Annotated in this window: 10 protein-coding genes; 9 read left to right on the top strand and 1 reads right to left on the bottom strand. The window is 58.5% G+C overall.

The window, feature by feature from the left end:
* Positions 1 to 28: 28 nt before the first annotated feature.
* The 7 genes from M9Q49_RS12560 (at position 29) to M9Q49_RS12530 (ending at position 10,900) form a co-directional block, all read left to right on the top strand.
* On the top strand, positions 29 to 1,585 hold the full coding sequence (locus tag M9Q49_RS12560; RefSeq protein WP_254509090.1) for a DUF2271 domain-containing protein: 1,557 nt from the start codon (positions 29 to 31) through the stop codon (positions 1,583 to 1,585).
* Positions 1,524 to 2,282, top strand: a complete 759-nt coding sequence (locus tag M9Q49_RS12555) for a PepSY-associated TM helix domain-containing protein (protein ID WP_254509089.1) — start codon at positions 1,524 to 1,526, stop codon at positions 2,280 to 2,282. Before M9Q49_RS12560 ends, M9Q49_RS12555 begins: the two co-directional genes overlap by 62 nt.
* A gap of 107 nt (positions 2,283 to 2,389) precedes the next feature.
* Positions 2,390 to 3,061 (top strand): CDP-alcohol phosphatidyltransferase family protein, encoded by a 672-nt coding sequence (locus tag M9Q49_RS12550; protein WP_254509088.1) that lies wholly within the window; start codon positions 2,390 to 2,392, stop codon positions 3,059 to 3,061.
* Positions 3,058 to 4,074, top strand: a complete 1,017-nt coding sequence (locus M9Q49_RS12545; RefSeq protein WP_254509087.1) for a phosphatidate cytidylyltransferase — start codon at positions 3,058 to 3,060, stop codon at positions 4,072 to 4,074. The genes M9Q49_RS12550 and M9Q49_RS12545 overlap by 4 nt, the downstream gene beginning before the upstream one ends.
* Positions 4,075 to 4,077: 3 nt before the next feature.
* A complete protein-coding gene (locus M9Q49_RS12540) occupies positions 4,078 to 4,563 on the top strand; it encodes a hypothetical protein (protein ID WP_254509086.1) in 486 nt (161 codons plus the stop codon).
* A gap of 392 nt (positions 4,564 to 4,955) precedes the next feature.
* Complete coding sequence (locus M9Q49_RS12535) at positions 4,956 to 7,202, top strand: beta strand repeat-containing protein (protein WP_254509085.1); 2,247 nt, start codon at positions 4,956 to 4,958, stop codon at positions 7,200 to 7,202.
* Positions 7,193 to 10,900, top strand: a complete 3,708-nt coding sequence (locus M9Q49_RS12530) for a beta strand repeat-containing protein (protein WP_254509084.1) — start codon at positions 7,193 to 7,195, stop codon at positions 10,898 to 10,900. Before M9Q49_RS12535 ends, M9Q49_RS12530 begins: the two co-directional genes overlap by 10 nt.
* A 28-nt stretch (positions 10,901 to 10,928) precedes the next feature.
* Here the strand turns inward: M9Q49_RS12530 and M9Q49_RS12525 are convergent, their stop codons facing one another.
* Positions 10,929 to 12,242, bottom strand: a complete 1,314-nt coding sequence (locus tag M9Q49_RS12525; RefSeq protein WP_254509083.1) for a nucleotide sugar dehydrogenase — start codon at positions 12,240 to 12,242, stop codon at positions 10,929 to 10,931.
* 181 nt (positions 12,243 to 12,423) lie between these two features.
* Here M9Q49_RS12525 and M9Q49_RS12520 point away from each other — a divergent pair, with 181 nt between their 5' ends.
* Both M9Q49_RS12520 and purN read left to right on the top strand, forming a co-directional pair.
* The gene (locus tag M9Q49_RS12520) at positions 12,424 to 12,981 is read left to right on the top strand and encodes an inorganic diphosphatase (RefSeq protein WP_254509082.1); all 558 of its coding nucleotides are present in this window, start codon (positions 12,424 to 12,426) and stop codon (positions 12,979 to 12,981) included.
* 6 nt (positions 12,982 to 12,987) lie between these two features.
* On the top strand, positions 12,988 to 13,620 hold the full coding sequence (gene purN, locus M9Q49_RS12515) for a phosphoribosylglycinamide formyltransferase (RefSeq protein WP_254509081.1): 633 nt from the start codon (positions 12,988 to 12,990) through the stop codon (positions 13,618 to 13,620).
* Positions 13,621 to 13,627: the final 7 nt, after the last annotated feature.

Here is a 13,627-nt window from a genome sequence, read left to right as displayed (position 1 = left end):
GAATCGTGGTCCCACTCGGGAGTAAATAATGTCGTTGCGTTTTGTTGGTTCCTTATCGTTCGCTCTGCTGTTGATCGCCGGTTTTACGAGTGCTCGCGCTGAAGACTTCGTCTTCAACCACGAGCACGTCCTCGGCACTTCGCTCGAAATCCGCCTGACGGCAGATGATGCCGCCACGGCGAACGCTGCCGAAGCGCGAATCCTGCGCGAGATCGAACGGCAACGGCAGATCTTCAGTACGTATGAAGCCAGCGAACTGAAGACTTGGCAACAGAACGTGGGGAAATCGCAAACGGTTTCTCCCGAGTTGCTCGCGATGATGCAAACTTCCGATGCCTGGCGTGAACGAAGTCGCGGCGTCTTCAATCCAGCCGCGGAAGTCATCACGCAGGTGTGGAACCGCGCTGCCTCGCGCAACGAGGCACCAGCCGCTGCTGAGTTGGCTGCCGCTGTGAAGCTCGCTGCCGCGAAGCAGTGGAAGCTTGACGCTGCCGCCAAAACCGCGACGCCACTCAATAGCACGCCCATCTCGTTCAACGCGATCGCCAAGGGCTACATCGTCGAAGCCGCCTGCCAGGCAGCTCTGAAGAGTGGCGCGAAGATCCACGGCCTCGTTGTCAATTGCGGCGGCGACATGCGGATCTGCGGCGATGCAGTTCATCAGATCGCGATTGCCGATCCGCTGAACGCGGCCGAGAACGCTCCGACCGTGGCCAAGATTTTTGTGAACAACGCCGCCGTCGCCACCAGTGGCAATTACCGCCGCGGTTGGAAGATCGGCGATAAGTGGTACTCGCACATTCTCGATCCGCGCAACGGCCAACCGGTCGATCACGTGATCAGTGCTACCGTCATCGCCAAATCATCAGCCGATGCCGACGCGCTCGCCACCATCTGCAATGTGTTGCCGGTTCATGAGAGCCTCGCGCTCGTCGAATCGCACAACGCGGCTTGCCTGCTCATCGAGCGCAACGGCGAACAGCACAAGAGCGCCGGCTGGGAACAATACGAACAACCGATTCTCTATCGCTTTGCCGCTGCAGTGGCTGACGAAAACAACCTCGTCGCCCAAGCCGACGATAAGAAGGCCACGCCGGAATTGTTGGAACTGGAAGTGAAAGTTGAGTTGGCTCGGGCCCCCGGCGCTCAGTATCGCCGGCCCTATGTCGCCGTTTGGCTTGAGGATGCCGATGAGTTTCCGGTCCGCACAGGCCTGTTGTTCATGACCACGAAGGCGCCGGGCCCGCGCTGGCATCGCGATCTGCTTCGCTGGTACAAACAAGACAACGTCCGGAAGCTCGCCGACGACAAAACTAATTTGATTGACACAATTGCCTCGGCTTCGCGCGGCCCGGGTGAGTACAAGGCGGTGTTTGATGGATTGGACGACAGCGGCAAGGCGCTGAAGCCGGGCAAGTACACGCTGTTTGTCGAAGTGGCCCGCGAACACGGAACCTATCAAATCATCCGCCAACCACTCGAGCTCGGCACGAAGCCAATCGAGACTACCCAAATGAAGAGCAATGTCGAAGTTAAGTCCGCCAGTTTCGAGTATCGTGCCGCCGCCAAAAAAGCGGCCAACTGAGATCGTTCGCCCGGTGGAAGCGACTCCGCCGACGGCTCGCAACGGCAAAACGCTGAACACTCAGTTTGCTGCCGCGGTCCGCTGGCTGCACATCTATGTGTCGCTCCTCGGCTTCGCCGCGCTCATGTTCTTTGCAGTCACCGGCATCACGCTGAACCACCCTACGTGGTTCGGCATCGATGGGGCTGTGCATACCACCGAGCATAAAGGCGAGCTCAAAAAAGACTGGCTCAATCTGCCGCTGCCAGCCGGTCTGACCGCGCCACCGCAAACCGAGTCCGGCGAAATCGACTTCGCCCAGCAAGTGGCGAAGCTGGAAGTGGTCGAGCACCTGCGAGCGACGCACAGGCTCAAAGGCGCCGTCGGCGAATTCCGCGTTGACGACCGCGAGTGCACCATCATCTTCAAAGGCCCCGGCTACACTGCCGATGCTTACATTAACCGCGAAGATGGCAAATACACGGTGACCGAAACCACCCTGGGCGTGGTCGCGATCATCAACGATCTGCACAAAGGCCGCGACACCGGCGCGGCCTGGTCGTGGGTGATCGATCTCAGTGCGCTGGTCACGGTGTTTGTTTCGATCACCGGCACGATTCTGATTTTTTACATCAAGCGCAAACGCTGGTCGGGAATTATCACAGCCGTCGTCGGCACGATTTTGTTTGCATTGCTCTACGTTCTCTTTGTACCGTAGAGCAACTCAACCGACGGTAGCTGGATTCGCCAGAATTCAGATGGTTGCGTCTCACTGCAATCTCTGAATTCTGGCGAATTCAGCTACTTTTAATTCTCTTCGTTTTCATGAGTGACCCTGCCAACGCCGAACGCCGGCCGATCGCTTCGCGCGAAACGGCTTGGGCTCGCGCGATTAGTTCCTTTCTCGGCCGTATCGGTTGCACGCCCAACGGCATTTCCGTCGCGGGAATGTTTGCTGGCGTTCTCGCCGGTGTTTGCTTTGCCTGCACGCGGATCGAAGGCTTTCACATCGCCGGTTTTCTGCTCGGCGCTCTCTGCGTGCAACTCCGCCTGGCCGCGAATATGTTCGATGGCATGGTGGCCATCGAAACAGGCCAGCGTTCGCCGGTCGGCGAGCTCTACAACGAAGTTCCCGATCGCATCTCCGACATCGGCACGCTCGTCGGCGCTGGTTACGCGATTGGTGGTATGCCGGAACTCGGCTTGTGGGCGGCAGCCATGGCCGTGCTGACTGCCTATGTGCGGGCGCAAGGGAAAGCGGCCGGTGCTCCGAACGACTTTTGCGGGCCGATGGCAAAGCAACATCGCATGGCCGTGATCACGATCAGCGCGGTGGTTGCGGCGTACCTGCCAGCGACTTGGTTGCCGAAGTGGGAGCAATTCCCAACCGCGGGTGTGATTAGTTTGGCGCTGGCTATTATTATCGTCGGCTGCGTTTTCACCGTGCTGCGTCGCTTGTCGCGCATGTCCGCTTATTTGCGAAAGAACAAAGCATGATGCTCGCAGCCGACAGCAGTTTCACGCGGCTCTTCGATCCACGCTTGGCTTTCGACCATCCGGTGACGATCGGCATTTTCGTTTTCATCGCGGCTGGCATCGTGATTTCCGGTGCAGCCATTTACGGCGCTGCCGCCGCTGGAAAACTAAAAGCCGCGACTGCGACGGAATTGAAATTGCGCTGGCAATCGTGGTGCGTGTTGCTGTTTGCGATCGCCGGACCCATTCTGCTCGGCGCTGCGTACACCATCGTTGCCGTCGTGATTCTTAGTTTGCTCTGCTATCGCGAATACGCGCGAGCTGTCGGCATTTCCGGGCACTTCGTGATTAACTTCATCGTCTTCGTTTGCACGTTGATGGCCGGTTTTGCTTGCTTCGATCACTACGATCGTTTGTTCTTCGCCTGCGGTGCGCTCGGCACGGGCCTGATCGTGGTCGGCACGATTCATCAAGATCAACCGAAGGGTTTTAATCAGCGCGTCGCGCTCGGTCTCTTTGGTTGGCTGCTGTTTGGCTATTCGCTGGGCTATCTCGGGCTGATGACGAATGACCCTCGCTTTCGGCCGTTGCTGCTGACGATCATTCTGGCGGTGGAAATGAACGACGTCTTTGCCTATTGCTGCGGCAAGACATTCAAAGGGCCGAAGCTGCTGCCGACGACCAGCCCTGGCAAAACGATCAGCGGCAGCGTCGGCGCGATGGTGCTGACCACGATTCTTGTCGGTGTGTTGATGCACTATCTGTTTCGCGGAACGGCCGTGGATCATTGGTCGAAACTGATCACCCTTGGCGTGATCATTAGCGGTCTCGGTCAACTCGGTGATCTGACCTTGTCCTCGATCAAACGCGACGTCGGCATCAAGGACTTCAGCGCGGCGATTCCCGGCCATGGTGGTTTTCTCGATCGCTTCGACAGTCTAGTCTTCGTGCCGCCTGCCGTTTATCACTACTTGTCACTCGTGCTCGGCCCGCTCGGCAGCGACGAGCCGATTCGCATCTTCACCGGCGGTTAAGCGATGGCGCGACAAGAGTCAGACCGCGAAGATCTGCTGCGCGAGGCAACGGCGCTCGTGCAGCGCGCGGAATTTCAATTGCCAGACGAACCTGAGCCAGTCGTCGCCGGTTTTCGTCGAGATGGCAGCTTCAGCCTGTTCTTCGGCGGCGAACGAGTCGTGCAACTCAACTCGGCAGGCCAACTTCGCCGCGGTTATTTCGATGGCAAACTTCTGAAGGCCGATCGCGGTCGTCTCGTCTGGATGACGCGCGAAAGAACTGCGGACGCAGTTGTTCTTCATTCGCGCGAATTGCAGCCAAACGAAGTCGAGCAAACACTCACGCTGGCCACGGAATTGATCGAGCGCTTGAGTTCAGCGTTACAGCAAGGCGCGTTCACTCTCGTCGGCCAGATTCCTGAGGGTGGCAACATCGGGCAACAGATTCTGGTCTGGCGCTCCACTCTACCGCTTCCCTTGCAAATCGCAGCAGCGCCGAACGCACGGTAATTGCCCAGTTCAGCTGCGTTTAGTGTTCTGCTGCTGGCTCAGATCGGCTTGCGTCACATTCTTCCGCTGCATTCGGCCAAAGTCTGACAGAGGGGCTGCTCCACCTGTTGCTGGGTGGGAAATACCTACTGCGATTGCGTTGAGTTCCGCGCACTGACGTCAACGTAAAACACCCCTCTCATTCCGTTCCAGTTTTGGCGCTGTCAATGTCTCGCATTCAAAGGCGCGCGGCAAATTTTTGGAACTCACTGAACTCTAGCGGCCTCTTTTTTCAAACGCTGAGTTTCTCGCACGCTGCACATCGCGCGATGCCGATGTTGAACCGGTGCGTTCGGGATGCTGCCCTCCCGAGTTCTGTCAACACTTACATGAACTACATCGGTGGCATCGCCATGCACTTTTCCGTCCAACGCTGGTATCAATCGCTGAAGCAGTCCTTGCTGGGGGGAAAGGCCGCTTCAACGGTTCGAGCAAAACGCTCTCTGCGTGGCGCAGCTCGGAAGTCGTTGCGACTGGAATCGCTCGAAGAACGATCGATGATGGCGATCACAGCGACAGACCAGGGCAACACGCTGGTCATCGACACCAACGACAATGGCAACCTGACATTATCTGCTTTCAACGGCACGCTGACGCTGACGAGCACCGATCGCACGATCGATGGCAACCCGATTACGGGGGGCTTCTCGACGGCTCAGTACAACATGGCCGACTTCGACTCGGTTTTTGTCAACACAGGTCAAACCAGCAATGTGGTCTTCGACTCGGTCAACATCATCGGCAGCGCCGCTTTTGCCAACCAGAACGTTACCGCCTTTGGGGTTACTGTTGACGTAACGGGTGGACCTCTCACCGTCAATGGATTAACGCTTTCCAGCCAAGGGTTAGGTATCACGATCGACATCGATCAAACGATCAACTCCACCGGCGCGGTGAATTTCCACCCTCTCTCGGCCAATGTCATTTTGCGCGCTCCCATCAACGCTCCTGGACAAACGGTGTCGTTGGCTTCTGGCGTTATTCAAACGAATACTTTCACCGTATCGCAAACCTCGGCTGGTGTGATCACTGCCAATTCCGTGTATGCGGAAGCGGGAGGGGGCGTTTCGCTGAATGCAGACAATCACGTATCGCAGATCGCCGGCAAAGTCTTTGCGTACGGCGGTTTCTTCGATCCACAGGCTGCTAACCCCGGCGATTTTAGTTTCAAGTCAGTGGATGACCTGACAGTGGGGACGGTTCCCACAAATTTCTTCCCGTTCACACCCGTTTCGGGTGTCACGACAACCAATGGCAACGTCACCCTGTCGTCGGCTGCGACAAAAACTATCACTGTCAACCAAGCAGTGACCGCGAACGGAACGGGGAAACTGCTCACTTTGTCTGCCGACGCCTTCGACCTCGATGCCTCTAAGGCCATCACAGGTCAAAGCGTTCTGCTGCAGACTGTCGGCGCTGGCGTGAACCTGACGCTGGGGGGCGCTGGGCTGACGAACAGCGAGCTTGATGCGGTCAGCGCGACCAATCTGACCGTAGCTGCCAGCGGCACTGTCACTGTCTCGGGCGCTATGGCGCTCGGCGATGACGTCAGTCAGTTAATTACGCTGCGCGGCGCGAGCGTGAATGTCGCCAACAGCATTGCTGGCAACTCGTCGACGGGAACGCTTCGTTTTGAAACCAATTCGCTGGCGCTCAACGGGGCGATGTCGCAGTCGGTCTCCGCGCCGGCTGTGGAAATCTTGGCGACCACCGATGTCGCGTTCAATAACTCGTTCAACTTGGGTGGCATGGATTTCACGGCCAATGAGTTGGCCGCTCTCGACGAGGCTACCGTCGGCACGCTGCGCGTCTTCACCACTGGCGATATCTCTTTTACCGGCGTAGCGACGAATTTCGCGAATGGTTTCATACTGAAGTCGAACAACGTCGTGGCGCTCCAAGCAAATGGTACGATCTCGACGAGCTCAGGCGGATCCGTCACCGCGTCGCGGTTGTATGCTGCGGCCGATTCGGTTTCGCTCACCGGCGCGAGCAACAGCATCGGCACGATCGCTGGTTCGGCTGCGAGCGGAAGTTTTGAAGTTACTAGTAGCGGCGATCTGGCGGTCGGTTCAGTGGATGTTGGCGGCCGAGGCATTGGAGCGGCTGGCATCACTGGCCCGGTTGTTCTCCTGACCGGCGGCAACGTGTCGCAGACAGCGAGCGGTCCGATCACCGCCATCTCGCTCGGCGTCGACGCTACGGCAGCGATCGATCTCACCACAGCCAACAATCGCGTCGGCACGTTGGCGCTGAAGAACAGCAGCGGCGACATGTCGTTTAAGAACAACCCCGGTACCACGCTGACGATCGGGACGGCCGGCGGGATTACTGGTATCACGTCGAGCGTTACGACCACGAACGTCACTGTCCAGACCAACAGTAGTCTGAGTGTGACTGCGCCGATCCAGAAAATCGGTGGCGGACAACTCAACAGGCTGCTGCTCACCAACACGGGCGACCTAACTCAAACGGCTGGCGGAACAATCGAAGCAGCATCACTGGGAATTTCTGCGAACGGAAGCATCGAGCTCGATGGCGCGACGACAATGTCTCGACGTTTGCCGCTACGACGCAGACCAACTTTGGTGTGTACCTGAAGAACGACTCGGGCGGTACGTTGACGATTGGCACGGTCAACGGGATCTCCGGAATTAGCTCAACTTCGACCAGTACGATCGTCGGGATCAATACGGCCGACGATCTCGCTGTGAACCAATCGATTGGGTCCGCGAGCGTTTCGCTGTTTCATGTTGGATTTGCTTCGACCGACGGCAGCGTGTCGCAAGCCGCCGCGGGCACGATTCACGCTACTGCGCTCACCATTATCGCTGAATCCAATATCCAACTGGATCAGTTGAACAGCGTGACCGTGTTTCAAGCTCACACCGATGCGGAAGGTGCGATTGAATTCAATAACGACTCGTCATCGCTCCAGGTCGCGTCGGCCTCGCTTCGCAATGTCGGCTCGGTCACCGGCATCACTTCGGATGATGCGGATACGACCGTCGAACTTACGAACACCGGCAGTATCGTCCTGAACTATGCCATGCAACAGACTGGCGGCGGACGACTCGGCGCGGTTGCGTTGACCTCCGTCAATGGAGATATCTCGCAGTCATACTCCAACCCCAGCATTCAAGGCAAAATCGAAGCTGACGCGCTGAGCGTGCAAGCGCAAGCGAACATCACGCTCGACACGAGCTCCAACAATGTCTTGACAGTTGCGATGGATAACGATGCTGCCGGGGACATCAAGTTCAAGAATGACTCTGGCGCGACGCTCGTCATTGGCGAAGTCGGCACGCTGAGCGGCATCACCTCCGATGTCGCTGCCACGACCGTATCGGTGACGACTGCCGGTTACCTTACGGTGAAAGAGTCGATCCAAACAGCCAGTGGTGGCGCGTTGGCGTCGGTATCGTTAACGGCGACAACTGGAGACGTCGGGCAAGATTCCGGCACGCTGATTAGCGGTACGACTGTCGCGTTAACGGCCGGTGTCAACATTGGGCTCGATGGCAAGCTAAGTGTCGGCGTCGGAGATGCAACCCTCACCGCCGACGGCGCGGTCATCTTGCGTGGAGAGCTTGAACTGACGCTTACCGCAGCTAACGACTACAGCGCAGTGGATGTGATCGCCGATTCGGTCGATCTGTCGGCATCCGACCTGACGATTACGGGCGCATACGTACCAACCGTGGGCGACACCTTCGCGATCGTAACGTCGACGAATCGCATCGGAACCTTCGTCGACCTGGAGGACAATGAAGAGTTCCTGCTGAACGCCGAAAAGCTGCGGATCAACTACTACACCACCGACGTGACTCTATCGGCGATTGGCGAGCCCCCAGTCGTTGATCCGGCAGGCCCGTTTTCGATTCCGGAATACAGCGCGATTGCAGCTGCTGTTGGCACCGTCACGGCGACAGATCCCGATCTGAATTCAACCTTCACCTGGTCGATCACGGCAGGTAACACCGGCGGTGCTTTTGCGATCAACAATGCCGGCCAGATCACGGTTGCGGATGCGAGCGGACTCGTGTTCACTACCAACCCGACGTTCACGCTGACGGTGGAAGTCAGCGATGGCTTCAATACCGACACCGGGACGGTGACGATTAACCTCACGAACGTTGCAGACTATGACTTTGGCGATGCTCCCGCCACTTATGGCGTGGCGCAGCACTATGAAGGTGACGACGGCAGCGGACCGCTGCTCGGAACACGTGATTTCGAAACCGCGAGCCAGCCGAATGCCACCGCGACCGGTGATGACGCCAACGGCACTGATGATGAAGACGGCGTGACGTTTAGCTCGACCACTCTGCAGCCGCGAGTGAAGACCAACATCACCCTCAACGCGACGGCGGCGGGCATTGTCGACGCTTGGATCGACTTCAATCGCAACGGCGTGTTCGACGTTGCCGAGAAGATCGCCAATGGTTTGACAGTCACGCCCGGGTTGAACACACTCACTGTGGCCATTCCCGATGATGCAGTCACGGGCACGACCTACGCTCGCTTCCGCATCAGCACCGATGGTTCCACGCTGCCGACTGGTCTAGCCAACGATGGCGAGGTGGAAGACTATCAACTCACGATCCAGAATTTCGCCCAAGGGACGGCGGTGCTGATCGACGATGCCGACAATCCCGGCCCGACCAACCCCGATGTGCTCGTGATCACGGGGCGCGATAACGTCAACGATGCGATCGTGGTCCGTGTTACGTCGCCGGGCATGATCACGGTCTACATGAATCCGGGTATTGGCGCAATCGGCACCTTCTCGCTGGCGTCGATCAGCCGCATGGTGATCGCGGGGCGGTCGGGCAACGACTCGATCGTCGTGGAATCGACCACGGCTAAGCCGATCAATACTCCGACGACCATCTATGGTGATGCCGGCAACGATACGATCTCTGGCGGCAGCGGCCCAGACACGATCATCGGCGGCGATGGTACCGACGTAATGGCGGGTAACGCCGGCGACGATATTTTCATCGGCGGCGCGGGGAACGACACCATCTCCGGCGGAGCAGGCTTCGACAGAATCGTCGAACAGCCGGGCGGCGCGAATATTTCGAGCACTACCGTGCGGGTCGGTACGTCCGCCGATGCCTACACGCAGATCGAACGGATCGAGCTCACGGGCACCTCGGGGTTCGACTATTTCGTATTCAACAACCTGGCAGTCAATGTGCTGATCGATGGTGCAGGTGGCAGCGATGCCGTGGCGTACACGGGCGACGGCAACTTTGTGCTGACGGATTCGCTCCTCACGCGCACCTCGGGCTCGACGACCTCCACGGTGACGATGACCGGCATTGCCAGCGCGACCCTGACTGGTGGCGCCGCGAACAACAAGTTCACGGTGAGTGGCTGGACGCGGGCCCTGGCGGTGAACGGCGGCGCTGGCACCGACACGATCGAAGATGTCGGCAGCGACAACTACACGCTCACCCCGACGCAGTTGCAGCGCCCTGCCAAGCCGACGGTGCAGCTCAATGCGATTGAAAATGCAATCCTGACTTCCGTTGCGGGAGCAGTAGATAGCAAATTCACGATCGATAACTGGGCCGGAACTGCGACCCTGACGGCTGGCGCGGGGACCGACACATTGGCTGTGACGGACAACGCCACCACGATGACGCTGAATAACACGACTCTAACGCGAGCTGGGCGCGGCGCGATCTCGTTCAACGGTTTTGAAGCCGCGGAACTGACGGGAGGAGCCGGCGCCAACGTGATCAACGCCTCGGCCTACGCCGGCAAACTGCAAATCGACGGCAAGGGTGGCAACGACACGCTGACCAGCGGCTCCGGCACTGCGATTCTGTTTGGTGGTGACGGAAACGACACGTTGATCGCCGGCAGCGGCCCTGCCGTTCTCGTCGGTGGTAATGGCAACGACACGCTGAAAGTTGGCGGCACTCCACCAGGCGGCGCTAACGCTGGCCACGCGATCTTGATTGGTGGCGCTGGCGTCGACAATCTCACCGGCGGCGCGGGGCAGGATCTGCTCATCGACAGTTCGACCGACTTCGACTCGATCGCCGCCGATCTAGCCAACCTGTTGGCTCACTGGACGGGAGCCGGAACGTATGCGGCCCGGACATCGCAACTGGCCATGGATCTCGACGGCGCACTCAATCCCGATGGCGTGTCGGACACGCTAAACGGCGGTGCTGGGGCTCTCGATTTCTTCTTCGCCAGCCTCTCGGGCACCGCTACGGTTAAGGACAAGCTCCCGGACCTCAACAAACCAGGCGCGGAAATCGCAATCACTAACGTTTAACGATGGAATGTTTTGACGACGCCCGAAACTAAGCGCGCCGCACATTGGTGCCGCGCGCTGCATTGCGAGTATCGATCACAACTGCCGAGTGTTTGACGACGAGCGAGTAGTCTACGGCCGTATGATCGGTCACGATCAGCACTGCATCTTGCGCGGCGAGCCATTCCGGCGTGAGTGCGGAACTTTGCAGATCAGGCACGCGGTAGTGACGCATCTTGGGGAGGACTGGGACGTGTGGATCGTGGTAGGTGATGACCACGCCGCGGTCTTCGAGCATTTCGATAATGCGGAAGGCGGGACTTTCGCGCGGATCGTCGACATCTTTCTTGTAGGCGACGCCTAAGATGCCAACACGGCTGCCGCGGAGAGGCTTGGCGGCGTCGTTCAGCGCGTCGCTGACTTTTTGCACAACGTAGCGCGGCATTTCCCAATTGATTTCGCCGGCGAGTTCGATGAAGCGCGCGGGGCTTTCGTGTTTGCGGGCCAGCCAGCTTAAATAAAACGGATCGATCGGAATGCAATGTCCGCCGAGGCCGGGACCCGGATAGAACGGCTGAAAACCGAATGGCTTGGTCTTGGCCGCGGCGATCACCGACCAGATGTCGATGTTGAGTCGATCGAAGAGAATTTTTAGTTCGTTGACCATCGCGATATTCACCGCGCGATAGACGTTTTCCAAAATCTTGCAGGCTTCGGCGATTTCGCAATTCTCGACCGGAACGGTTTGCACGACGGCTTGGGAATAGAGCAAGTTCGCAAGCTCGCCGCTGAGCGGGTCAGCACCGCCGACAACCTTTGGAATGCGCTGTGTCGAAAAATTTGGATTGCCGGGATCTTCGCGCTCGGGACTGTAGGCCAGAAAAAAGTCGCTGCCGAGTTTTAGTCCAGCTGCTTCCAAAATGGGGAGCACAATCTGCCGCGTCGTGCCGGGGTAGGTCGTGCTTTCCAGAACGATGAGTTGCCCAGGCCGCAGCGACTTGGCGATTTGCCGCGCGGTGTTTTCGACGTAACTCAAGTCGGGGTCGCGGCTGTCGGTCAGCGGCGTCGGCACGCAAATCAGAATGGCGTCGGCCTCGGCTAGACGCGACATGTCGCTGGTGGCGGCGAACTTGCCGGCGCTGACCATCTCCTTGATCCAAGAATCGGGCAAGTGGCCGATGTAGCTTTCGCCCGCGGCGAGTTTCGCGACCTTGCGGCTGTCGAGATCGAAGCCGATGCAGCGAAAACCAGCTTGCACAAAGGTGCGGACGAGCGGCAAGCCGACGTAACCGAGGCCAATCACACCTATCTGGGCGGTGCGGGACTCAATCGCGGAGTGCAACGAGGAATGTCGATCGGTCATGCGGCGCTGAAATTTCACAAAAGAATTCAGAGTGTCAGACGTCAAGCCGTCTACGTCGTACAGTACCTGGTCAGTATGATAGAGCCTCAGGCGGAAGCAAAGTTTGCTGCGATTCAGTTTTCCGCGGCCCGTAGCCATTTTTTATAGGGCTGATTTTATCCCGCCCCTATCGAGTCAACGAATGACCCACCCTTGGCATGATATTGTCCCCGGTTCGCATCTCCCGAGCGAGTTCACCTCCGTCATCGAGATCCCCCGCGGCAGCAATGTGAAGTATGAGCTCGACAAGGCCACCGGCCTGCTCAAGCTCGACCGCATCCTGTATTCGTCGGTGCATTACCCGGCCAATTACGGTTTCATTCCGCAAACGCTGGCCGAAGACGACGATCCGCTCGACGTGCTCGTCCTTTGCCAAGAACCGGTCAGCCCGATGACGCTCGTCTATTCGCGCGTGATCGGACTCATGACGATGATCGACAGCGGCAAGAAGGATCACAAGCTGCTCGCCGTCGCGCTCGATGATCCGGAATACAACGGCTACAAAGAAGCCAGCGAACTGCCAGCCCATCGGCTGAATCTCATTCGCCGTTTCTTTCAGGATTACAAACTGCTGGAAGGAAAGACCGTCGAGGTCGACGACCTGCAGCCAGCCGAGTTCGCCAAGCCGATCATTCTGGAAGCGCTCGAGCGCTACAGCGATCAGCGGCGCAAGGGCTTTCCTGTCTATCGCCGCGGTTGAGAAGGCATGTCTCCAGAAACAACGCCGCTGCCGATTGCTGTTTGGATTTCCGGCGGCGGAACCACGCTGCGCAATCTGATCGAGCGAAAAAAAAGCGAAGACCTGCCGATCGATATTCGGCTGGTGATCAGCAGCAGCCCGAGCGCCAAAGGCTTGCAATACGCAGCCGATGAAAAGATCCCGGCGCTGGTGATCGAAAAGAAAAAGGGAATCGCTTCGAGCGATTACGAACAGCAGATGTTCGAGCCCTGCCGGGCCGCCGGCGTGCGGTACGTGGTGATGGCGGGCTTTCTCAAGCACGTGACCATTCCCGCCGATTTTGAAAACCGCGTCATCAACATTCATCCGTCACTGATCCCGGCCTTTTGCGGCCAGGGCATGTACGGCTTGAAAGTGCACCAGGCCGCGATCGACTACGGCGCGAAGATTAGCGGCTGCACGGTGCACTTCGTCGACAATCACTACGACCACGGCCCGATTGTTGGACAATGGCCTGTTCCCGTGCGCGACGAAGATACAGCGGAGTCGCTGCAGGCGCGCGTCTTTGCGACGGAGTGCGAAGCCTATCCAGCTGTGCTGCGAGCGCTGGCGACGGGCGAAATTTGCGTTTCGGGCCGTCGCATCGGTTGGCGGCGTTAGAACTGCT

Source organism: Anatilimnocola floriformis, from assembly GCF_024256385.1.
GTDB classification, from domain to species: Bacteria; Planctomycetota; Planctomycetia; order Pirellulales; family Pirellulaceae; genus Anatilimnocola; species Anatilimnocola floriformis.
This window is presented reverse-complemented; position numbering and strand designations above follow the sequence as displayed.